Genomic DNA, 23,891 nt, shown 5'->3' on the forward strand with positions numbered 1-23,891 from the left:
GTCCGCTGCGGCCGCCCGTCTTCGACGTAACACGTAAAATAAGGAATGACTATGCGCAAGACAGCTCTCATCGCCGCCGTCCTGACGACGTTCGCCGCGACGCACGTGTCCGCCGCCGACCTGCCCGGTAAAGGCATCACCGTTAAACCGACGCAGAGTACCATCTCTGAAGAGACCTTCCAGACGCTGTTGGTAAGCCGCGCGCTGGAGAAACTCGGCTATACCGTTGAGAAGCCAAGCGAGATTGATTACAACGTGGCGTACACCACCATCGCAGCCGGTGATGCCACCTTTATTGCCACCAACTGGCAACCGCTGCACGACGATATGTATAAAGCCGCGGGCGGCGATGCGAAGTTTTATCGCCAGGGCACTTACGTCGGTGGCGCGGCTCAGGGTTACCTGATCGATAAGAAAACCGCCGAGCAGTATCACATCACCAATATTGAACAGCTGAAAGATCCCAAGATCGCCAAACTGTTTGATACCAATGGCGATGGCAAAGCGGATTTGACCGGCTGTACGCCAGGCTGGGGCTGTGAAGCGGTGATTAATCACCAGATTGATGCCTACAAGCTGAGCAACACCGTGGAGCACAATCAGGGCAACTACTCGGCGATGATCGCCGATACCATCACGCGCTTTAAACAGGGCAAACCGGTGTTCTATTACACCTGGACGCCGTATTGGGTCAGCGACGTGCTGAAGCCGGGTAAAGATGTGGTATGGCTGCAGGTACCGTTCTCTTCACTGCCGGGCGAGCAGAGCAAAGTCGATACCAAGCTGGCGAACGGGGCTAACTACGGTTTCCCGGTGAACACCATGCATATCGTCGCCAACAAAGCCTGGACCGAGAAAAATCCGGCCGCGGCAAAGCTTTTTGCTGAGATGAAGCTGCCGATTGGCGACATCAACGCCGAGAATGCGGCGATGCATGCGGGCCATGCTTCTGAAGCCGATATCAATGGCCACGTTGATGGCTGGATCAAAGGTCACCAGGCGGAATTCGATAAGTGGATTCAGGACGCACTGGCGGCAGCGAAGTAACGCATTTACATTAGCGTTGGTATTGTAGCGGCGCGATTTATCGCGCCGTTTTTCATGGAATAATTCCACTTCAGGAACTCAGCGCAATAAATTGCGCCGCTACGGCAAATGGCTGCCTCTCCCCTTTTCCTTTCCCCCGATAAGCGAAGCGTGCGCTATAGCGCACTGGTACGTCCTGTTAATTAACACACCATTGAAATAATTTTTTCGGTTACTATTACCTACAAATGATTATCTCTCTTATCCGCACGCTATGACTGCTTCCCGTTTAGCGATCAAATTCCATCACTTAGGCTGGTGTCGCATTCGCGCGGGCGTTGTTAAGAGCATGTTAATCAACACCTTGATTTACGTGGATAAGCGGCGCGCGAAAAGTGTTTAGAAATCGTAAAGATGGTTCTAAACCGCTGAGCAATACTATTCATTAATGATTGGGTTTGTTATGGTTAGCAGCGCAGTTATTCACCAGAGTTATTTTTTCTCGCGAAATTATTTATCTGTAAAAAGGTTTCCCGAGATGAATTGATGGCATCGGCTGCCTGTATGTTCAGGTGGGATGTCAGGGCAAAATGCCCAGGGTTAAGGAACAACCTGGAATATCAGATGTTGACTATGTGATCGTGCTAACAATCACCTGCGGAAATTGTGACTACGCTTAATCTGTCACCATCATTACTATACCAGTTGCAACTAAGAGGTTTTTTTAAAATGGAAAGTTCGTTTACTCCCATTGAACAGATGCTTAACATCCGTGCTAACCGCCATAAAGATTTTCCGCTGCAGGAGATCATTTTGACCCGCTTGTGCATGCACATGCAGGGTAAACTGCTGGATAATCGCAACAAAATGTTGAAGGCGCAGGGAATTAACGAGACCTTATTCATGGCGCTGATTACCCTTGATGCACAGGAAAATCAGAGCATTCAGCCTTCAGAACTGAGTTCTGCCCTCGGCTCTTCACGCACCAATGCCACGCGTATCGCTGATGAGCTGGAGAAGCGCGGCTGGATCGAACGTCGTGAAAGCGAGAACGACCGTCGCTGCCTGCATCTGCATTTGACCGAAAAAGGCAATGAATTCCTGCGCCAGCTGCTGCCACCGCAGCATCAGAGCCTGCAATACCTGTGGTCTTCGCTCTCCACTAATGAGCAGGATCAGCTGGAATCGATTACCCGTAAGTTACTTAACCGTCTCGATAAAATGGACGAAGATCAGGTTATCGCTTCCCTGTCGCGCTAATAGCAAGAAGTGCGACACAATCACCTTCCGAAATCGCTATTTTAATCCCCTTTTGTCCGGCCAGCGCTTAAGTGCTGGCTTTTTTGACTCGGGCAACCGTGTTGAAGGATCGGCACATCCCGACTAAATGGAAAACGTGGAGAACGACATGAGTGCGACAGCGGAAGCTCAAAGCCCGCAACAGCCAGCGAATAAAAAGAAGAAGCGCAAAGGTGTGCTGATCCTGCTGGCTATCGTGTTTGTAATTATTGGTGTTTCGTATCTGGCTTACTGGTATTTGGTGCTGCGTCACTTCCAGGAAACCGATGATGCGTACGTGGCAGGTAACCAGGTGCAGGTGATGGCGCAGGTTTCTGGCAGCGTAAACAAAGTGTGGTTTGATAACACCGACGTGGTGAAGAAAGGCGACGTCCTGGTGTCGCTGGATAAAACTGATGCCGAGCAGGCGTTTGAAAAAGCGCAGACCGCGTTAGCCACCAGCGTGCGTCAAACCCACCAGCTGATGATCAATGGCAAACAGTATCAAGCCACCATCAAGCTGCAGCAAACCGCGCTGGAACAGGCCGAAGCTGACCTGAAACGCCGCGAGCCGCTGGGCGCGTCTAATCTGATTGGCCGCGAAGAGCTGCAACACTCGCGTGATGCCGTGGCGACAGCCAAAGCGCAGCTGGATGTGGCAGTGCAGCAATACAACGCTAACCAGGCGATGATTCTGAATACCTCGCTGGAAAATCAGCCCGCGGTACAGCAGAGTGCGGCTGAGCTGCGCGATGCCTGGCTGGCGCTGCAGCGTACTGAAATTCGTAGCCCGATTGATGGCTTCATTTCACGTCGCAGCGTACAGGTTGGCTCGCAAATCTCCACCACCACCCCGCTGTTGGCGGTGGTGCCGTCCACAAATCTGTGGATCGATGCAAACTTCAAAGAGACCCAGCTTGCAGGTGTCCGTATCGGCCAATCAGCCACGGTGATCAGTGATATCTACGGCGATGACGTCGAGTATCACGGCAAAGTGGTGGGTCTGGATATGGGTACCGGCAGCGCCTTCTCGCTGCTGCCTGCGCAGAACGCCACCGGTAACTGGATCAAAGTGGTCCAGCGTCTGCCGGTGCGTATCGAGCTGGATCCGAAACAAGTGGCGGAACATCCGCTGCGTATCGGCCTCTCCACGCTGGTGAAAGTGGATACCCAAAACAAAGAGGGTGCCACGCTGGCCAGCACCGTGCGTTCGCAAGCCGCGTATGAAAGTAATGCGTTGGCAATCGACCTCGCGCCGGTTAACCAGCTGATTACTGACATCGTTCGTGCCAACGCTGACTAACGCCGCGGGAGGCTGTTATGGCACAAAAACCGCTTGAAGGTGCGCCGTTAGTCCTGATGACCATCGCCCTGTCGCTGGCGACGTTCATGCAGGTACTCGACTCCACCATCGCTAACGTGGCGATTCCGACCATCGCCGGTAACCTCGGTGCCTCGAACTCGCAGGGCACCTGGGTGATTACCTCTTTCGGGGTGGCAAACGCCATCTCGATTCCGATAACCGGTTGGCTGGCCAAGCGCATCGGTGAAGTGAAGCTGTTTACCTGGTCGACCATCCTGTTTGTATTGGCGTCCTGGGCTTGCGGCATGTCCGAAAGCCTGGAGATGCTGATCTTCTTCCGCGTCATTCAGGGCGTGGTTGCCGGTCCGCTGATTCCGCTGTCGCAGAGTTTGCTGCTGAACAACTATCCGCCAGCGAAACGCAGCGTGGCGCTTTCGCTGTGGGCGATGACGGTGATTGTGGCACCGATCTGCGGTCCGATTCTCGGCGGCTGGATCAGCGATAACTATCACTGGGGCTGGATCTTCTTCATCAACGTGCCGATTGGTTTGGTGGTGGTGTTACTGACGCTGCAAACGCTGCGTGGACGTGAAACCAAAACCGAAATCCGCCGGATCGATATGGTGGGGTTGGTACTGCTGGTGGTGGGCATTGGCTCGCTGCAGGTGATGCTGGATCGCGGAAAAGAGCTCGACTGGTTTAGCTCAACCGAGATCATTGTGCTGATGGTGGTCGCCGTGGTGGCGCTGCTGGTGTTGCTGGTGTGGGAGCTCACCGACGACCATCCGATAGTCGATTTGTCGTTGTTCAAGATGCGCAACTTCACCATCGGCTGTTTGTCGATCAGCCTGGCCTATATGCTTTACTTCGGCTCGATAGTGTTGCTGCCGCAGCTGTTACAGGAGGTATATGGCTACACCGCCACCTGGGCCGGATTAGCGTCGGCACCGGTGGGGATTCTGCCAGTGATCCTGTCGCCGATCATTGGCCGCTTCGCCCACAAGCTGGATATGCGTAAGCTGGTGACCTTTAGCTTCATCATGTATGCCGTCTGTTTTTACTGGCGCGCCTACACATTTGAGCCGGGGATGGATTTTGGTGCATCAGCGTGGCCGCAGTTTATTCAGGGCTTTGCGGTGGCGTGCTTCTTTATGCCGCTCACCACCATTACGCTGTCAGGCTTACCGCCAGAACGTATGGCGGCGGCATCAAGCCTGTCGAACTTCGTGCGTACGCTGGCGGGTTCCATCGGTACCTCGATTACTACCACCATGTGGAGTAACCGTGAATCGATGCATCATAGCTATCTGTCGGAGTCGGTGAATCCGTACAACGTCAATTCACAGCAGATGTATGACCAGTTGCAAAGCATGGGCATGACCCAGCAGCAGGCCTCGGCATATATCGCGCAGCAAATTACCAATCAGGGTCTGATTATTTCGGCGAATGAGATCTTCTGGGCATCGGCGGGCGTGTTCTTGATCTTGCTGGTGCTGGTGTGGTTTGCGCGTCCACCATTTGGTGCGGGCAGTGGCGGCGGTGGTGCTCACTAAGCGAGACAAACAAAAACGGGCCTTGCGGCCCGTTTTTTTATGCGTTCTGACGCCACCATTCGGCGAGCAGAATACCGGTCGCCACTGACACGTTGAGGCTTTCAACGTTGCCGGTGCCACCAATCGACAGGCTGAGATCGCCCTGCTGGAAAGCGCTGTCTGACAGACCTTCGCTCTCCTGACCCAACACCAGCACCATTTTGGCAGGCAGCTCAGCTTTCGCCAGCGGTGTGCCTTCGTGGCTTGAGGTGGTAACGATGGTGTAACCCGCTTTACGGAACGCTTCCAGGCCATCGGCAAAGCTTTCGCCGCTGATTGCCTGTACGTGTTCAGCGCCACCTTCGGCGGTACGTACTGCCGCACCTGACTCCAGCAGCGAAGCATCATTCACCAGCAAACCTTTCACACCGAAGTGCGCGCAGCTACGCATAATGCCGCCAAGGTTGTGCGGGTTGCTGACATCTTCCAGTGCCAGCACGCAATCTTTGGTGGGGGCCTTGGTCAGCCACTCGGTAACCGGCATGCCCATACGTTTTTTGATGATGAAGCACACGCCACCGTGGTGTTCAGTACCTGAAGCTTTGGTCAGCTCAGCATCTTCAACCACATGATAGGCTTTGCGGTTGGCCGCCAGCCAGCGCAGGGTTTCACGGAAACGCGGTGTTACGCTCTGAATAAACCAGGCACGCACGATGCTTTCCGGACGGCTCAGGAACAGCGCCTGACAGGCATTTTCACCGTAGACGCGCGTCTCTTCCTGACGCTGACGGCGAATCTGCTCGGGATCGATGACCGGCTTATTCGCGACATCATCCAGTTGGCTATCATCCGCGACCGACGGACGAGAAACGGTGCGCCACGGCGAATCACCGAAGCTGCGGTTGTCGTCACCACGATCGTCACGACGACCAAAGCTGCGACCGCGTTCGGTATTACTCGCACCGCGCGGTGCCGAGCTGCGTGCGCCGCTACGGCCACCTTCTTCATTATTACGTGCACCGCTGCGAGGACCAGAACGACGATTATCTTCCTGGCGCGCAGCAGGACGGCCGCCTTTGCCGGTACGGGGATTCGGCTTTTGACCACTCTCCTCATCACGTACGTACATCACTTTTACCTTGCCGCTTTTGCCTTTAAATTCGTCGTTCATCTGTTCCTCCAGCATTGAGAGCGCGAAGATTACCTGATGTGTCGGTGCTTAGCTATCAACTATTGAACCTATTGGGCAATCCAGATTGAGCATAGCACTCAACCTTTTCATAATGTCCGGCAATCATCAGATTTACAGGTCCGGGTTGAGGTAAATATGAATACAGTTTGTGCCTCCTGTCAGGCAACCAACCGCGTGCCCGAGTCGCGCATGGCTGATGGAGCAAAATGTGGTCGTTGCGGCGGCGAGCTATTCAACGGTGAAGTCGCCAACGCGACCGCAGCCACGTTGGATAAGTATCTGCAAGACGATCTGCCGGTGGTGATCGACTTCTGGGCGCCGTGGTGCGGCCCGTGCGTTAACTTCGCACCGGTGTTTAAAGATGTCGCCGACGAGCGTCGCGGCAAGGTGCGCTTCGTGAAAGTGAATACTGAAGCCGAACCGGCGCTTAGTTCGCGTTTCCGCATTCGCAGCATTCCTACTATTATGCTGTTCAAGAACGGCGAGATGGTCGACATGCTGAACGGCGCAATGCCGAAAGCGCCCTTCAACGAGTGGCTCGACGAATCGCTGTAAACCGCTGATGGCCAGCCGCGAGCTGGCCTTCCTTATTACCTTTCCCGGCTAATTCCATTACACTGGCGTTTTTTCTCCTGCCTGCGAATTTATGTTTGAAAATGCCGTTCTGCGCTTACGTGCGCAACGTTTAGCGCGCGCCACGCGCCCGTTTCTTGCGCGCGGTAATCGTGTCATTCGTTGCCAACGCTGCCTGCTGCCGCAGAAAAACTGTCTGTGTGCCACCATCCAGCCTCAGCAAGCGCGCAGTCGCTTCTGTCTGGTGATGTTCGATACCGAGCCGATGAAGCCGAGCAATACCGGAAGGTTAATTGCCGATGTGCTGCCGGACACCGAGGCGTTTGGCTGGTCACGCACCGAGCCGGATGCCGCGCTGCTGGCGGCGGTGAAGAACGCGCATTATCAGCCGCTGGTGGTTTTCCCGGCGTCTTACGCAGATGCCGATCGCGAAGTGCTCACTAGCCCGCCGCTCACCGGCAAACCGCCGCTGTTTATTATGCTCGACGGCACTTGGACGGAAGCGCGCAAGATGTTCCGCAAAAGTCCGTGGCTGGATGCGTTGCCGGTGATGTCGCTCAACGTGTCTGCGCCCTCGCGCTACACGCTGCGCGAGGCCCACGGCGAAGGCCAGCACTGCACCGCCGAAGTTGCTGCCGCGCTGCTGGAACAGGCCGGGGATCTCGCCGCCGCCGCAGAATTGCAGCACTATTTCGCCCGCTTCCGTCATGCTTATCTGGCGGGGAAACCGCATCATCCGATTCATGCTCTGGAAGAAGCATTGAGTAGCGGAATCTGAAGCTGGCTCTCAGCCTGCGATCGGTGAATCGGCACGCGCGCTAAAAAGCGTTTACAATCATGCCAATCTTGATAGCAGGAGCGGATGATGAGCCAACGCGGACTGGAAGCGCTGTTACGACCTAAATCAATCGCGGTAATCGGTGCGTCAATTACACCGGGGCGCGCCGGCTACTTTATGATGCGTAACCTGCTGGCCGGTGGATTTAGCGGTCCGGTATTGCCGGTGACGCCGAAGTATAAAGCGGTGAGCGGCGTGCTGGCATGGCCGGATATCGCCAGCCTGCCCTTCGCGCCCGATCTCGCCATCATCTGTACCCACGCCAAACGTAATCTCGAACTGCTGCAACAACTGGGCGAAAAAGGTTGTAAGGCCTGTATTATTCTCTCGGCGCCATCCAGCCAGTTGGAAGAGCTGAAAGCCTGCGCCAGTCAATGGCAAATTCGCCTGCTTGGGCCCAACAGCTTAGGTTTGCTGGCGCCGTGGCAAGGGTTGAATGCCAGCTTCTCGCCGGTGCCGATTGCTAAAGGTCGCATTGCTTTTATTTCGCAATCCGCCGCGGTTTCTAACACCATTCTCGACTGGGCGCAGCAGCGTAACCTCGGTTTCTCATGGTTTATCGCCTTGGGTGATAGCCTGGATATCGACGTTGATGATCTGCTGGATTTCCTCGCGCGCGACGGTAAAACCAGCGCTATTCTGCTCTACCTCGAACACCTCAGCGATGCGCGTCGCTTTGTTTCCGCTTCGCGCAGCGCCTCGCGTAATAAACCGATTCTGGTGATAAAAAGTGGTCGCAGCCATCAGGCGCAGGCGATGATCGGTACTCACAGCGGACTGGACGCTGCCTGGGATGCGGCGATTCAGCGCGCCGGTTTACTGCGCGTACAGGATACGCATGAACTGTTTACGGCGGTTGAGTCGCTGAGCCATATGCGTCCATTACGCGGTGATCGACTGATGATCATCAGCAACGGCGCGGCCCCGGCGGCGCTGGCCCTGGATGAACTGTATGCGCGCAACGGTAAGCTGGCGACGCTAAGTGACGAAACCTTGCAGGCGCTGGCCACACTGCTGCCAGAAGGCGTTGGCCGCGGCAATCCGCTGGATTTGAAAGATGACGCGACACCAGCGCGCTATGTCGCCTGCATTGAACGGCTGCTGGATAGCCATGAACTTGATGCACTGATGATCATTCATGCGCCAAGCGCCGTTTCACCTTCGAGCGAGACTGCCGAGCAGATTATCGCTGCGGTTGCCAAACATCCGCGTGGCAAGCAGGTTACTTTGCTGACGAACTGGTGCGGCGAATACTCTTCGCAGAGTGCACGACGCGCGTTTACTCAGGCTGGCATTCCCACCTGGCGCACACCGGAAGGTACCGTTACCGCTTTCATGCATCAGGTGGAATATCGCCGCAACCAGAAGCAACTGCGTGAGACGCCCGCGCTGCCGATTGGTTTGACGCAGAACAGCGCGCAGGCGCATCAGCTGATTCAGCAAGCGCTGGATAAAGGCATCACTACGCTGGACACCCACGAAGTGCAGCCGGTGTTGCAGGCTTATGGCCTGGCGACGCTGCCCACCTGGATTGCCAGCGACAGCGCCGCGGCTGCCAGCATCGCCGATCAGATTGGCTATCCGGTCGCGCTCAAGCTGCGTTCGCCGGATATTCCGCATAAGTCGGAGGTACAAGGCGTAATGCTGTATCTGCGCAGCGCCGCAGAGGTGGAACAAGCGGCTGAAGCCATTTTTGATCGCGTGCGTAAAACCCATCCACAGGCGCATATTGATGGTTTGCTGGTGCAGAGTATGGCGAATCGCGCCGGAGCGCAGGAGTTGCGTGTGGTGGTCGAACAGGATCCGCTGTTTGGTCCTATCATCCTGCTGGGCGAAGGCGGCGTGGAGTGGCAGCCCGACAAGCAAGCCGCCGTGGCTTTGCCGCCGCTGAATATGACGCTGGCGCGCTATCTGGTGATTCAGGCGATGAAAAGCGGCAAAGTCCGCAGCCGTAGTGCGTTGCGACCACTGGATATCACCGGGCTTAGCCAGCTGTTAGTGCAGGTTTCAAACCTGGTGGTCGATTGTCCGGAGATTCAGCGCCTGGATATTCATCCGCTGCTGGCATCAGCTGACGAATTCACGCTGCTGGATGTCACGCTGCAGCTGGCGCCTTTCAATGGTGATAACGAAACACGGCTGGCGATTCGTCCTTACCCGCATCATCTTGAAGAGCAGGTGCAGCTGAAAAATGGGCAATATTGCCTGTTCCGCCCGATCCTGCCGGAAGATGAACCGCAGCTGCGCGCCTTTATCGCCCAGGTAACGAAAGAAGATCTCTACTATCGTTACTTCAGTGAAATCAATGAATTCACCCATGAAGATTTGGCGAATATGACGCAAATTGATTATGACCGCGAAATGGCGATTGTCGCTGTACGGCAGCACAACGGCGTCGACGAGATCATTGGCGTAACACGTGCGATCTCCGATGCCGATAATATCGATGCTGAATTCTCCGTGCTGGTGCGGTCTGACCTGAAAGGCTTGGGCATGGGCAGGTGCTTACTGGAGAAGATGATTCGCTATACGCGCGATCATGGCCTGCAACAATTGAACGGTATCACCATGCCAAACAATAGCGGCATGATTACGCTGGCGCGAAAACTTAATTTTCGCGTGAATATTCAACTGGATGATGGCATTGTCAGCCTGAATTTGCCGCTCGGTGATGTCATCAGCTAACCTGTACAGAAAGGTAAAATTCCTCCTCTACAGGCCGGTTGATGGTATTATTTACCGTTAGGATCATGATTTGATGGCAAAAGGCCATGCAATGAACAGAGAAGAAGTGCACTGTGATGTTGTCTAAATTTAAACGTAATAAACACCAACAACACCTCGCACAGCTGCCTAAACTGTCACAATCCGTGTCGGATCTGACGACGCTTTACTCGCCTGCCGAGTTTCGCGAAACCCTGCTGACGAAAATTGCCGCAGCAGAAAAGCGTATCTGTATCACCGCGCTGTATCTGGAGAATGATGACGGCGGTCGGGGAATAATGCAGGCGCTGTACGCAGCGCGTCAGGCACGTCCGGAGCTGGATGTCTGTATTCTGGTTGACTGGCATCGTGCGCAGCGTGGTCGTATTGGCGCTGCTCGCGGCGTGACCAACGCTGACTGGTATTGCGAAATGGCGACTCAGCACCCGGATATCGCTATTCCGGTTTATGGCATTCCGGTTAACACCCGCGAAGCGCTCGGTGTGCTGCATCTGAAAGGGTTTATCATTGATGATACGCTGCTCTACAGCGGCGCGAGCCTGAACGATGTCTATTTACATCAGCATGATAAATACCGTTATGACCGTTATCAGCTGATCCGCAATCCACAGCTTACCGATACCATGTATGCGTGGATCTGCGAAAATCTCAAGGATTCCGATGCGGTTAACCGCCTCGATAAAACTGAGCGCCCTTCCAGCCCGGAAATCAAAAATGAAACACGTCAGTTCCGTCAGGAGCTGCGCAGCTTTAACTATCAGTTTACCGGCAATGCAGATAATGATTGCCTTGCCGTCACGCCGCTGGTTGGCTTGGGCAAACGTAGCCTGCTGAACAAAACCATTTTCCATTTGATGCCCTGCGCTGAGCGCAAGCTGACGCTGTGTACGCCCTATTTTAACCTGCCGGCCATTCTGGTGCGTAACCTGATTCATTTACTGCGTCAGGGTAAAGAAGTTGAAATCATCATTGGCGACAAAACGGCCAATGACTTCTACATCCCGCCAGAACAGCCGTTCAAGATTATCGGGGCGCTGCCTTATCTATATGAGATTAACCTGCGTCGCTTCCTGAGCCGTTTGCAGTATTACGTCAATAATGGTCAGCTGACGGTACGCTTGTGGAAAGATGGCGAAAACAGTTATCACCTGAAAGGCATTTGGGTGGATGACGAATGGATGATGATCACCGGTAACAACCTCAATCCACGCGCGTGGCGACTGGATCTGGAAAATGCGGTGCTGATTCACGATCCGTTGAATCAATTGGCCGAGCAGCGCGAAAAAGAGCTGGCGCTGATTCGTGAGCATACTTCCGTGGTGCAGCATTATCGCGAGCTGGAAAGTATCTCCGATTATCCGGCAAAGGTGCGCAAGCTGATTCGTCGCCTGCGCCGTATTCGCATCGATCGCTTGATTAGCCGTCTGCTATAGCCGATGCGTGCGCCTATCCTCTGCGTGGTTTTGCTGTGTAGTGGATGTGCGCATGTCGCTCAGGATAACTGGACCGGCAAAGACAAAGCGCAACACTACTTCTCTTCTGCTGTGCTGGCAGCCGCAGGTAGTGAGATTTCTCAGCATCAAAATCACAGCCGCGGGCAGAATTTGCGTTTCGGCTTTCTGTTTTCGTTGAGTTTCGGTGTGGGGAAAGAGTTATATGACAGCCGCTCAGCGGGGAGCGGCTGGAGTTGGAAAGATCTTAGCTGGGATGTCGCCGGCGCCGCCAGCGGTATCGCACTGTGGAACCTCAGTCAGTAATTACAGCGCAATCCCCTTCCCTTTGCGATGCAGCATCAGCGATACCAGGAATGCTAAAGCGCCCATTGCCGAAACATACCAGAAGAAGCTGGTTTCAATACCTTCCCTTTTCAGCAGTAAGGCTACGTACTCTGCCGAACCACCAAAAATAGCATTCGCCACCGCATAGGAAAGCCCAACGCCCAGCGCGCGGACTTCCGGCGGGAACATCTCTGCTTTCAAAATGCCACTGATAGCGGTGTAGAAACTGGTGATGATTAGCGCCAGCATGATCAAGGCAAATGCCAGCCAACTGCTTTGCACATTTTGCAGCAATAGCAGAATAGGTACCGTACAGATAGCTGCCCCGGCACCAAAAATCATCATTGAGGCACGACGACCAATCTTGTCTGACAGCGCGCCAACTATCGGCTGAATCAACATGAATACCAATAAGCAACCGGTCATTAATCCACTGGCACTGCGCGCATCCATCCCGGCAGTATTTACCAGATATTTTTGCATGTAGGTGGTGAAGGTATAGAAGCTTAGCGAACCGCCTGCGGTAAAGCCCAGCACCATCAGAAATGCACGGGTGTGATTGCGCAGTAATCCCGTAATGCTGCCGGCGTCACGATGTTCACGGTGTTTTTTCTCTGAAGTTTCGTTGAGAGAACGACGTAACCACAATGCCACCACAGCGAGCGCCGCCCCGAGGAAGAACGGAATACGCCAGCCCCAGCTGCGAAGTTCTTCATCGCTGAGAATTTGCTGTAAGACTACAACGGTAAGCACCGCTAACAGTTGGCCGCCGATGAGCGTCACATATTGGAAAGAGGCATAAAATCCTTTTCGTCCTTCCAGTGCTACTTCGCTCATATAAGTGGCGCTGGTACCGTATTCCCCACCAACCGATAATCCCTGAAACATACGCGCCAGCAGAAGAATGACAGGCGCGGCAAGGCCAATTTCTCCGTAGCCCGGTAGACAGGCGATCACTAATGATCCCAGACACATCATGCACACTGAGATCAGCATTGAGGCTTTGCGACCGTGACGATCGGCAATATAGCCAAATAACCATCCGCCGATCGGGCGCATCAGAAAACCAGCTGCGAAGACGCCTGCTGTTTGCAGCAACTGGGTGGTGGTATCACCGCTTGGAAAGAATACATGGGCAAAATAGAGTGAGAAGAAGGAGTAGACGTAGAAATCGAACCATTCGACTAAATTGCCAGACGATGCGCCGACAATCGACCAGATGCGCTTTTTACTGTCAGCTGCCGTTGCAGTTAGAGCCACTTTTTGTTGTTGTGAATCAGTCATGCTTACCTCTTTTCCTTGCGAATAATTAGCGCCAAAGGATTGAGTAAAGCATCTATTAACTGGTTGCGGGAATTGTCTCTGTTCCTGGATTGCAAAATGTGATTGCCGCGAAGTTTTTAGTGCAATTTATTACTGATTTTCATGCAAATTCAGCCATCTGCCGACTTTAATTCGCTATATGCAGACGTAAAAAAGCCCCGGACTTTCGTCCGGGGCTTTTTTACTTATTTGATGCCTGGCAGTTCCCTACTCTCGCATGGGGAGGCCCCACACTACCATCGGCGCTACGGCGTTTCACTTCTGAGTTCGGCATGGGGTCAGGTGGGACCACCGCGCTAAAGCCGCCAGGCAAATTCTTTGTGCAAAAACGAATAACATTCGCCTCCGCTGATTCTTTAATCCGTAAACAAGCTGAAAATCCGGTCTCTCAGACCAAAACGCCTCTGGCGTTGTAAGGTTAAGCCTCACGGGTCATTAGTACCGGTTAGCTCAACGCATCGCTGCGCTTACACATCCGGCCTATCAACGTCGTAGTCTTCAACGTCCCTTCAGGACCCTCAAGGGGTCAGGGAGAACTCATCTCGGGGCAAGTTTCGTGCTTAGATGCTTTCAGCACTTATCTTTTCCGCACTTAGCTACCGGGCAGTGCCATTGGCATGACAACCCGAACACCAGTGGTGCGTTCACTCCGGTCCTCTCGTACTAGGAGCAACCCCCCTCAATTCTCCAGCGCCCACGGCAGATAGGGACCGAACTGTCTCACGACGTTCTAAACCCAGCTCGCGTACCACTTTAAACGGCGAACAGCCGTACCCTTGGGACCTACTTCAGCCCCAGGATGTGATGAGCCGACATCGAGGTGCCAAACACCGCCGTCGATATGAACTCTTGGGCGGTATCAGCCTGTTATCCCCGGAGTACCTTTTATCCGTTGAGCGATGGCCCTTCCATTCAGAACCACCGGATCACTATGACCTGCTTTCGCACCTGCTCGAGCCGTCACTCTCGCAGTCAAGCTGGCTTATGCCATTGCACTAACCTCCTGATGTCCGACCAGGATTAGCCAACCTTCGTGCTCCTCCGTTACTCTTTGGGAGGAGACCGCCCCAGTCAAACTACCCACCAGACACTGTCCGCAGCCCGGATTACGGGCCTACGTTAGAACATCAAACATTAAAGGGTGGTATTTCAAGGTTGGCTCCACGCAGACTGGCGTCCACGCTTCAAAGCCTCCCACCTATCCTACACATCAAGGCTCAATGTTCAGTGTCAAGCTATAGTAAAGGTTCACGGGGTCTTTCCGTCTTGCCGCGGGTACACTGCATCTTCACAGCGATTTCAATTTCACTGAGTCTCGGGTGGAGACAGCCTGGCCATCATTACGCCATTCGTGCAGGTCGGAACTTACCCGACAAGGAATTTCGCTACCTTAGGACCGTTATAGTTACGGCCGCCGTTTACCGGGGCTTCGATCAAGAGCTTCTCCTTGCGGATAACCCCATCAATTAACCTTCCGGCACCGGGCAGGCGTCACACCGTATACGTCCACTTTCGTGTTTGCACAGTGCTGTGTTTTTAATAAACAGTTGCAGCCAGCTGGTATCTTCGACTGCCTTCAGCTCCATCCGCGAGGGACTTCACCTGATGACAGCGTGCCTTCTCCCGAAGTTACGGCACCATTTTGCCTAGTTCCTTCACCCGAGTTCTCTCAAGCGCCTTGGTATTCTCTACCTGACCACCTGTGTCGGTTTGGGGTACGATTTCGTGTTACCTGGAGCTTAGAGGCTTTTCCTGGAAGCAGGGCATCAGTTACTTCACCACCGTGGTGGCTCGTCGTCACGCCTCAGCCTTAAGATACCCCGGATTTACCAAAGGTATCAGCCTACACGCTTAAACCGGGACAACCGTCGCCCGGATAACCTAGCCTTCTCCGTCCCCCCTTCGCAGTAACACCAAGTGCAGGAATATTAACCTGCTTCCCATCGACTACGCTTTTCAGCCTCGCCTTAGGGGTCGACTCACCCTGCTCCGATTAACGTTGAACAGGAACCCTTGGTCTTCCGGCGAGCGGGCTTTTCACCCGCTTTATCGTTACTTATGTCAGCATTCGCACTTCTGATACCTCCAGCATGCCTCACAGCACACCTTCAACGGCTTACAGAACGCTCCCCTACCCAACAACACATAGTGTCGCTGCCGCAGCTTCGGTGCATGGTTTAGCCCCGTTACATCTTCCGCGCAGGCCGACTCGACCAGTGAGCTATTACGCTTTCTTTAAATGATGGCTGCTTCTAAGCCAACATCCTGGCTGTCTGTGCCTTCCCACATCGTTTCCCACTTAACCATGACTTTGGGACCTTAGCTGGCGGTCTGGGTTGTTTCCCTCTTCACGACGGACGTTAGCACCCGCCGTGTGTCTCCCGTGATAACATTCTCCGGTATTCGCAGTTTGCATCGGGTTGGTAAGCCGGGATGGCCCCCTAGCCGAAACAGTGCTCTACCCCCGGAGATGAGTTCACGAGGCGCTACCTAAATAGCTTTCGGGGAGAACCAGCTATCTCCCGGTTTGATTGGCCTTTCACCCCCAGCCACAAGTCATCCGCTAATTTTTCAACATTAGTCGGTTCGGTCCTCCAGTTAGTGTTACCCAACCTTCAACCTGCCCATGGCTAGATCACCGGGTTTCGGGTCTATACCCTGCAACTTAACGCCCAGTTAAGACTCGGTTTCCCTGCGGCTCCCCTATACGGTTAACCTTGCTACAGAATATAAGTCGCTGACCCATTATACAAAAGGTACGCAGTCACCCCATTAAAGAGGCTCCCACTGCTTGTACGTACACGGTTTCAGGTTCTGTTTCACTCCCCTCGCCGGGGTTCTTTTCGCCTTTCCCTCACGGTACTGGTTCACTATCGGTCAGTCAGGAGTATTTAGCCTTGGAGGATGGTCCCCCCATATTCAGACAGGATACCACGTGTCCCGCCCTACTCTTCGAACTCACAGAATGTGCACTTTCGTGTACGGGACTATCACCCGGTATCGTGCGACTTTCCAGACGCTTCCACTAACGCACAAACTGATTCAGGTTCTGGGCTGTTCCCCGTTCGCTCGCCGCTACTGGGGGAATCTCGGTTGATTTCTTTTCCTCCGGGTACTTAGATGTTTCAGTTCCCCGGGTTCGCCTCGCAACACTATGTATTCATGTTGCGATGATGCACTGGGTGCACCGGGTTTCCCCATTCGGACATCGTCGGCTGTAGCGGTTCATATCACCTTACCGACGCTTTACGCAGATTAGCACGTCCTTCATCGCCTCTGACTGCCAGGGCATCCACCGTGTACGCTTAGTCGCTTAACCTCACAACCCACAGGCGTTTTGCAACGCGCGCAGACTGCAAGCATTTGAGAGACTCGAACATATCGCCGCTTCATTCTTATTACGGAGAATGAAGACGATACGTCGTTTCAATTTTCAGCTTGTTCCGGATTGTTAAAGAGCATAATACTTCGCAGCACACCGTTTCCGGTTTGCTCTGAAGTATTGTTTTGAGTCACTGTAATGGTGGAGCTAAGCGGGATCGAACCGCTGACCTCCTGCGTGCAAGGCAGGCGCTCTCCCAGCTGAGCTATAGCCCCATACAGTTACTGCAGAGACCACTACTACCACTCACCAGGAGTTCCGTTTTTGACAAACGGTAATTTCTTTTCAGGCAAGGCAAAGTGGCGCGACGTATAGTTCACTATACGAGCGGCGCTTTAACGCAGCATGAGAAGAAATTTGGTAGGCCTGAGTGGACTTGAACCACCGACCTCACCCTTATCAGGGGTGCGCTCTAACCACCTGAGCTACAAGCCTGTAGAGGTTTTTTCTGCTCGTTACTTTCTATCAGACAATCTGTGTGAGCACTTCGCGGGAAGGTATCTTCAGGTAAGGAGGTGATCCAACCGCAGGTTCCCCTACGGTTACCTTGTTACGACTTCACCCCAGTCATGAATCACAAAGTGGTAAGCGCCCTCCCGAAGGTTAAGCTACCTACTTCTTTTGCAACCCACTCCCATGGTGTGACGGGCGGTGTGTACAAGGCCCGGGAACGTATTCACCGTAGCATTCTGATCTACGATTACTAGCGATTCCGACTTCACGGAGTCGAGTTGCAGACTCCGATCCGGACTACGACGCACTTTATGAGGTCCGCTTGCTCTCGCGAGGTCGCTTCTCTTTGTATGCGCCATTGTAGCACGTGTGTAGCCCTACTCGTAAGGGCCATGATGACTTGACGTCATCCCCACCTTCCTCCAGTTTATCACTGGCAGTCTCCTTTGAGTTCCCGGCCGAACCGCTGGCAACAAAGGATAAGGGTTGCGCTCGTTGCGGGACTTAACCCAACATTTCACAACACGAGCTGACGACAGCCATGCAGCACCTGTCTCAGAGTTCCCGAAGGCACCAAAGCATCTCTGCTAAGTTCTCTGGATGTCAAGAGTAGGTAAGGTTCTTCGCGTTGCATCGAATTAAACCACATGCTCCACCGCTTGTGCGGGCCCCCGTCAATTCATTTGAGTTTTAACCTTGCGGCCGTACTCCCCAGGCGGTCGACTTAACGCGTTAGCTCCGGAAGCCACTCCTCAAGGGAACAACCTCCAAGTCGACATCGTTTACGGCGTGGACTACCAGGGTATCTAATCCTGTTTGCTCCCCACGCTTTCGCACCTGAGCGTCAGTCTTTGTCCAGGGGGCCGCCTTCGCCACCGGTATTCCTCCAGATCTCTACGCATTTCACCGCTACACCTGGAATTCTACCCCCCTCTACAAGACTCCAGCCTGCCAGTTTCGAATGCAGTTCCCAGGTTAAGCCCGGGGATTTCACATCCGACTTGACAGACCGCCTGCGTGCGCTTTACGCCCAGTAATTCCGATTAACGCTTGCACCCTCCGTATTACCGCGGCTGCTGGCACGGAGTTAGCCGGTGCTTCTTCTGCGGGTAACGTCAATCGGTGAAGCTATTAACTTCACCGCCTTCCTCCCCGCTGAAAGTACTTTACAACCCGAAGGCCTTCTTCATACACGCGGCATGGCTGCATCAGGCTTGCGCCCATTGTGCAATATTCCCCACTGCTGCCTCCCGTAGGAGTCTGGACCGTGTCTCAGTTCCAGTGTGGCTGGTCATCCTCTCAGACCAGCTAGGGATCGTCGCCTAGGTGAGCCATTACCCCACCTACTAGCTAATCCCATCTGGGCACATCCGATGGTGTGAGGCCCGAAGGTCCCCCACTTTGGTCTTGCGACGTTATGCGGTATTAGCTACCGTTTCCAGTAGTTATCCCCCTCCATCGGGCAGTTTCCCAGACGTTACTCACCCGTCCGCCACTCGTCACCCGAGAGCAAGCTCTCTGTGCTACCGTTCGACTTGCATGTGTTAGGCCTGCCGCCAGCGTTCAATCTGAGCCATGATCAAACTCTTCAATTTAAGTTTGATTTGCTGAAACCAGTTCAGCGATGCTCATCTGTAAAACGTCATAATGAATTTCATTATGTGTTCACTCGTGAGGCTTTGATATTTTTTTGCGTCCGGAGACGCGGATATCAATCCTGCGAGTGCCCACACAGATTGTCTGATAAATTGTTAAAGAGCGTTGCGAACAGCGGCTGAACCGTCTGTCGCGAGGTGGCGTATACTACGCTACTCTCCTTCGGAGTCAAACACTTTTTTCAGCGTTTTCATCCGGCGGGATGAATTTCTTCACTCCCTGCCTAGTCGTCTGCGTTGCCGCTTTGCCGTCTCAGTGGTGGCGCATTATAGGGAGTTCATTTCAGCTGACAAGTGCTAATTTGAAGTTTTTGCGCGACCGCTCACTTTCCAGGCTATACGTTGCAAAAAGCAGCTAATTCTTGCATAAAGGCAAAAAAAACGGGCCCGCGGGCCCGTTTAAATCGGAAGGGATTACTGATGAGCAACGATCACATCGTCTTTTACATCCATTTCGATGGTTCTTCCCGGAACCAGGGCACCAGAAAGAATTTGCTGAGCCAGCGGGTTTTCAATCTGCTGCTGAATAGCACGTTTCAATGGACGCGCACCATAAACCGGGTCGTAACCATTCTCGCCGAGCAGTTTGAGCGCCTCATCGGAGATATGCAGCTGATAGCCACGCTCCTCAAGACGTTTATACAAACGTTGCAGCTGAATCTGCGCAATTGAAGCAATGTGTTTTTCGCCCAATGGGTGGAACACCACCATGTCATCGATGCGGTTGATAAACTCTGGGCGGAAATGCTGCCCCACAACCGTCATCACCACCTCTTTCATCTCCGCATAATCCAGAGAACCGAAACGTTCCTGAATGAGATCAGAACCAAGGTTCGAGGTCATGATCACCACGGTATTGCGGAAATCGACCGTACGGCCCTGTCCATCGGTTAAGCGACCATCATCCAGCACCTGCAACAGAATGTTGAACACATCAGGATGCGCCTTCTCCACTTCATCCAGCAGAATCACCGAATAAGGCCGACGACGTACCGCTTCGGTCAGATAACCGCCCTCTTCATAGCCGACATATCCCGGAGGTGCACCCACCAGCCGCGACACCGAGTGTTTTTCCATAAACTCGGACATATCAATACGCACCATCGCGTCATCGCTATCGAACAGGAAGCTAGCCAGCGCTTTACACAATTCGGTTTTCCCTACTCCCGTTGGTCCGAGGAACAGGAAGGAACCAATTGGACGATTCGGATCGGACAAGCCGGCACGACTACGACGAATCGCATTCGAAACCGCTTCTACCGCTTCGTTCTGGCCGATGACGCGTGAATGCAAATCCTGCTCCATACGCAGCAACTTGTCGCGCTCGCCTTCCATCATGCGTGCGACAGGAATTCCGGTCCAACGCGCCAGTACATCGGCAATCTCCACATCCGTTACGCGATTACGTAACAGCTTCATGGTTTTACCTTCAGACTGCGTAGCGATGGCTAACTGTTTCTCCAGCTCCGGAATTTTACCGTACTGCAGCTCAGACATTTGACCCAAGTCGCCAACGCGACGCGCTTGCTCCATCGTCAGGCGCGCTTGCTCCAGCTCGGCTTTAATGTTTTGCGTGCCGGTTAATGAGGCTTTTTCCGCTTTCCACTCCTCTTCCAGCTCAGCATATTCACGCTCTTTCTGGTCAAGTTCACTTTCCAGCATTTCCAGACGCTTCACGCTGGCGTCATCAGACTCTTTCTTCAGCGCCTGCTGCTCAAGTTTCAACTGGATGATGCGTCGCTCAAGGCGATCAAGGGGCTCAGGCTTCGAATCCATCTGTAAGCGAATGCTTGAGGCCGCTTCGTCTATCAGGTCGATGGCCTTATCCGGCAGCTGACGATCGGAGATGTAACGATGCGACAACGTCGCCGCAGCCACAATCGCCGGATCGGTGATCTGCACGTGATGGTGCAGCTCATAGCGTTCTTTCAGTCCGCGCAGAATGGCAATGGTATCTTCGACACTCGGCTCAGCAACAAAGACTTTCTGGAAACGACGTTCCAGCGCCGCATCTTTCTCAATGAACTGACGATACTCATTCAACGTAGTTGCGCCGACACAGTGCAACTCACCGCGCGCTAATGCGGGTTTCAGCATGTTGCCGGCATCCATGGCGCCATCGGCTTTACCTGCGCCCACCATGGTATGCAGTTCGTCGATAAACAGAATGACGTTGCCTTCCTGCTTCGCCAAATCGCTAAGCACGCCTTTGAGGCGCTCTTCAAATTCACCGCGATATTTGGCGCCCGCCACCAGCGAACCCATATCCAGAGCCAGCACGCGACGGCCTTTCAGCCCTTCCGGTACTTCGCCATTGATGATGCGCTGCGCTAAACCTTCGGCGATAGCCGTTTTACCGACGCCGGGTTCACCAATCAGCACCGGGTTATTTTTGGTACGACGCTGCAACACCTGAATGGTGCGGCGGATTTCTTCATCACGACCAATAACCGGATCCAGCTTGCCGAGTTCGGCACGCTCTGTAAGGTCGATGGTGTATTTTTTTAATGCCTGACGCTGATCTTCAGCCCCTTGATCGTTCACGCTGTCTCCTCCCCGTATTTGCTCGATGGCCGCAGAGAGTTTTTCCGGAGTCGCGCCAGCTGATTTCAAAAGATCAGCCAGCGAACCACGTGAATCGAGGGCCGCCAATACAAATAATTCAGATGATATAAAGTTGTCGCCGCGCTTTTGCGCCAGCTTGTCGCACAGATTGAGTACCCGAATCAGATCGGCGGATGGCTGCACATCGCCGTCCGTGCCTTCAACCTGAGGTAGTCGATTAATCGCTTGTTCAATGCTGGTACGCAGGCCAGCCACGTCGGCACCCGCTGCGCTGAGCAACGGACGCACCGATCCGCCTTCCTGGTTGAGCAATGCGCTCATCAAATGAAGGGGTTCAATGAATTGATTGTCATGTCCCAGAGCAAGGGACTGTGCATCGGCAAGTGCCAGTTGAAATTTATTAGTAAGACGATCCAGACGCATAATTCCTCCCATTACAGGTCAAAATGCTACTGGAGATTAAATGAGGTCATCCCTCAAATTTTTCAAGGTTAATGACCTGAGTTGTGAGCAAAAAATACGCTAACTGGACCGTCTTGTGGCGTAAGGTTATCTCAGCCAAATCAAAGTTGCCATACGCCCGGTGATTCCGTCGCGTCGGTAGGAGAAAAAATCATCGCGCTCATGGAAGGTACATCGCGTTGAACCGCTGATGGAATGCACGCCGGCGGCCTGCAGACGCTGACGCGCCAGCAGCCAAATATCGGCGAAGTATTGGTTACCCGCCGGGCGGAAAGCCTCTTCCGCTTGTGAATCATGCGCCATAAATGCCGTTCTGACTTCCGAGCCAACTTCAAATGCCAGCGGCCCAATTGCCGGACCAAGCCATGCATGAATGTCATTTGGCGCGCAGTGAAACTGCGACAACGTCTGTTCCAGCACGCCATTACAGAGTCCACGCCAACCGGCATGTGCTGCCGCGACTTCACTGCCATCCTTGCTGCAGAACAGCACCGGCAAACAATCCGCCGTCATCACTGCGCAAACCACCCCGCTTTCACGCGTGATTGCGGCATCAGCGCGCGGCAGCGGATCGCTGGCGGGTAAACGCGCAACCACTTGACCATGGATCTGATCCAGCCATTGCGGCATTGCAGGTAACGTCAGTTGTTCAACCAGGCGTTGACGATTCTGAGCAACATGCGCCTCAGTGTCGCCAACATGCCCACCAAGATTCAACGAATCCCATGGAGCAGCGCTGACGCCGCCGTAACGCGTGGTGGAACATGCCCGAACATGCTGCGGCGCAGGCCAATCCGGGATGATCCATTCACTCATAGCCAATCCATCTGATCGCGGAATTCAAGGGTATCGGCTTTCAGCGCATCAATTAAATCGACCATATCCTGCGGCAACGGCGCATGCCATTCCATCTCAATACCGGTGATTGGGTGATAGAGACGTAACATCGTGGCATGCAGCGCCTGGCGATCAAAACCCCGTAGCGTAGTGATGAAAGCTTCAGATGCTCCTTTTGGCGGACGTGGACGGCCACCGTACAGCGGATCGCCCACCAGCGGATGGTTGATATGCGCCATATGCACACGAATCTGATGCGTACGACCGGTTTCGAGACGTAAACGCAAACGCGTATGGGCACGGAAGTGCTCCATGATGCGATAGTGCGTGGTTGCCGGTTTACCCATCGGGTGCACCGCCATGTGCGTACGTTTGGTTGAGTGGCGCGCCATAGGCTGATCCACCGTACCGCCCGCAGTCATGGTGCCAATAGCCACCGCTTCATACTCACGCGTGATTTCGCGCAGCTGCAGCGTTTCAACCAGGTGCGTTTGCGCAGGAACGGTTTTCGCGACCACCATCAAACCGGTGGTATCTTTATCCAGACGATGAACAATACCTGCACGAGGCACATCAACGATCGGTGGATAGTGATAAAGCAGTGCGTTAAGCACTGTGCCATCAGGATTACCGGCGCCGGGATGTACCACCAAACCGCGAGGTTTGTTGATGACCAGAATGTCGTCATCTTCATAGACGATATTCAGTGGGATATTTTGCGCTTCCCAGCGTTGCTCTTCTTCGATCTCAGCATCAATCGAGACATGCTCACCGCCAAAAACTTTTTCTTTTGGTTTATCGATGATAGTGCCGTTGACGCTGACTCGGCGCTCAAGAATCCATTCTTTTATACGAGAACGTGAATAATCAGGGAACAATTCTGCCAAAGTCTGATCTAAGCGTTGTCCAAGCTGTGCTTCGGACACCGTTGCGGTGAGTTGAACTTGTTGTGCCATATACAGCTTCTTCG

14 protein-coding genes, 2 tRNA genes and 3 rRNA genes are annotated in these 23,891 nt (G+C 53.7%); 9 read left to right on the forward strand and 10 right to left on the reverse strand.

Going from position 1 to position 23,891, the window contains the following annotated elements; genetic code table 11:
• Positions 1-51: 51 nt before the first annotated feature.
• The 4 genes from proX to emrB all read left to right on the forward strand — a co-directional run bounded on the left by proX (position 52) and on the right by emrB (position 5,160).
• Positions 52-1,047: a glycine betaine/L-proline ABC transporter substrate-binding protein ProX gene (proX, locus tag PO881_RS14685; RefSeq protein ID WP_101763435.1), complete on the forward strand. Its 996-nt coding sequence runs from the start codon at positions 52-54 to the stop codon at positions 1,045-1,047.
• A 708-nt stretch (positions 1,048-1,755) separates the two neighbouring features.
• Positions 1,756-2,286 carry a transcriptional repressor MprA gene (gene mprA / locus PO881_RS14690; RefSeq protein ID WP_008101638.1) on the forward strand — a complete coding sequence of 177 codons (531 nt, stop codon included), beginning with the start codon at positions 1,756-1,758 and terminating at the stop codon, positions 2,284-2,286.
• A 148-nt stretch (positions 2,287-2,434) separates the two neighbouring features.
• On the forward strand, positions 2,435-3,607 hold the full coding sequence (gene emrA / locus PO881_RS14695) for a multidrug efflux MFS transporter periplasmic adaptor subunit EmrA (RefSeq protein WP_110868299.1): 1,173 nt from the start codon (positions 2,435-2,437) through the stop codon (positions 3,605-3,607).
• Positions 3,608-3,624: 17 nt separating this feature from the next.
• The gene (emrB, locus tag PO881_RS14700; protein WP_101763434.1) at positions 3,625-5,160 is read left to right on the forward strand and encodes a multidrug efflux MFS transporter permease subunit EmrB; all 1,536 of its coding nucleotides are present in this window, start codon (positions 3,625-3,627) and stop codon (positions 5,158-5,160) included.
• A gap of 37 nt (positions 5,161-5,197) precedes the next feature.
• On the opposite strand, the gene PO881_RS14705 is transcribed toward emrB, so the two are convergent.
• A complete protein-coding gene (locus PO881_RS14705; RefSeq protein WP_280172001.1) occupies positions 5,198-6,310 on the reverse strand; it encodes a tRNA/rRNA methyltransferase in 1,113 nt (370 codons plus the stop codon).
• 156 nt (positions 6,311-6,466) lie between these two features.
• Here PO881_RS14705 and trxC point away from each other — a divergent pair, with 156 nt between their 5' ends.
• The 5 genes from trxC to PO881_RS14735 all read left to right on the forward strand — a co-directional run bounded on the left by trxC (position 6,467) and on the right by PO881_RS14735 (position 12,223).
• A complete protein-coding gene (gene trxC / locus PO881_RS14710) occupies positions 6,467-6,886 on the forward strand; it encodes a thioredoxin TrxC (RefSeq protein WP_110868290.1) in 420 nt (139 codons plus the stop codon).
• 91 nt (positions 6,887-6,977) lie between these two features.
• A complete protein-coding gene (locus tag PO881_RS14715; protein ID WP_110868291.1) occupies positions 6,978-7,682 on the forward strand; it encodes a tRNA-uridine aminocarboxypropyltransferase in 705 nt (234 codons plus the stop codon).
• A gap of 87 nt (positions 7,683-7,769) precedes the next feature.
• Entirely contained in the window at positions 7,770-10,427 is a 2,658-nt protein-coding gene (locus PO881_RS14720; protein ID WP_280172911.1) for a bifunctional acetate--CoA ligase family protein/GNAT family N-acetyltransferase, read from the forward strand.
• A 116-nt stretch (positions 10,428-10,543) separates the two neighbouring features.
• On the forward strand, positions 10,544-11,899 hold the full coding sequence (gene pssA / locus PO881_RS14730; RefSeq protein ID WP_101763429.1) for a CDP-diacylglycerol--serine O-phosphatidyltransferase: 1,356 nt from the start codon (positions 10,544-10,546) through the stop codon (positions 11,897-11,899).
• Positions 11,900-11,902: 3 nt separating this feature from the next.
• Positions 11,903-12,223 (forward strand): YfiM family lipoprotein, encoded by a 321-nt coding sequence (locus PO881_RS14735; protein ID WP_101763428.1) that lies wholly within the window; start codon positions 11,903-11,905, stop codon positions 12,221-12,223.
• Here PO881_RS14735 and PO881_RS14740 read toward each other — a convergent pair whose 3' ends face one another.
• The 9 genes from PO881_RS14740 to rluD form a co-directional block, all read right to left on the reverse strand.
• Positions 12,224-13,528, reverse strand: a complete 1,305-nt coding sequence (locus tag PO881_RS14740; RefSeq protein WP_101763427.1) for an MFS family transporter — start codon at positions 13,526-13,528, stop codon at positions 12,224-12,226.
• A 233-nt stretch (positions 13,529-13,761) separates the two neighbouring features.
• Positions 13,762-13,877, reverse strand: a 5S ribosomal RNA gene (gene rrf, locus PO881_RS14745).
• A gap of 104 nt (positions 13,878-13,981) precedes the next feature.
• Positions 13,982-16,886 (reverse strand): 23S ribosomal RNA (locus PO881_RS14750).
• A 202-nt stretch (positions 16,887-17,088) separates the two neighbouring features.
• Positions 17,089-17,164, reverse strand: a tRNA-Ala gene (locus PO881_RS14755).
• 143 nt (positions 17,165-17,307) lie between these two features.
• Positions 17,308-17,384, reverse strand: a tRNA-Ile gene (locus PO881_RS14760).
• Between the two features lie 73 nt (positions 17,385-17,457).
• Positions 17,458-18,997: ribosomal RNA gene (locus PO881_RS14765) — 16S ribosomal RNA — on the reverse strand.
• The 16S, 23S and 5S rRNA genes sit together here with 2 tRNA genes alongside, the layout of an rRNA operon.
• 474 nt (positions 18,998-19,471) lie before the next feature.
• Positions 19,472-22,045 (reverse strand): ATP-dependent chaperone ClpB, encoded by a 2,574-nt coding sequence (gene clpB / locus PO881_RS14770; RefSeq protein WP_280172002.1) that lies wholly within the window; start codon positions 22,043-22,045, stop codon positions 19,472-19,474.
• Between the two features lie 126 nt (positions 22,046-22,171).
• On the reverse strand, positions 22,172-22,900 hold the full coding sequence (gene yfiH, locus PO881_RS14775) for a purine nucleoside phosphorylase YfiH (protein WP_280172003.1): 729 nt from the start codon (positions 22,898-22,900) through the stop codon (positions 22,172-22,174).
• The gene (gene rluD, locus PO881_RS14780; protein WP_110868333.1) at positions 22,897-23,877 is read right to left on the reverse strand and encodes a 23S rRNA pseudouridine(1911/1915/1917) synthase RluD; all 981 of its coding nucleotides are present in this window, start codon (positions 23,875-23,877) and stop codon (positions 22,897-22,899) included. The genes yfiH and rluD overlap by 4 nt, the downstream gene beginning before the upstream one ends.
• Between the last annotated feature and the right edge of the window lie 14 nt (positions 23,878-23,891).

It is taken from the genome of Pantoea sp. SS70 (assembly GCF_029866845.1).
In the GTDB taxonomy this organism is placed as follows: domain Bacteria; phylum Pseudomonadota; class Gammaproteobacteria; order Enterobacterales; family Enterobacteriaceae; genus Pantoea; species Pantoea leporis.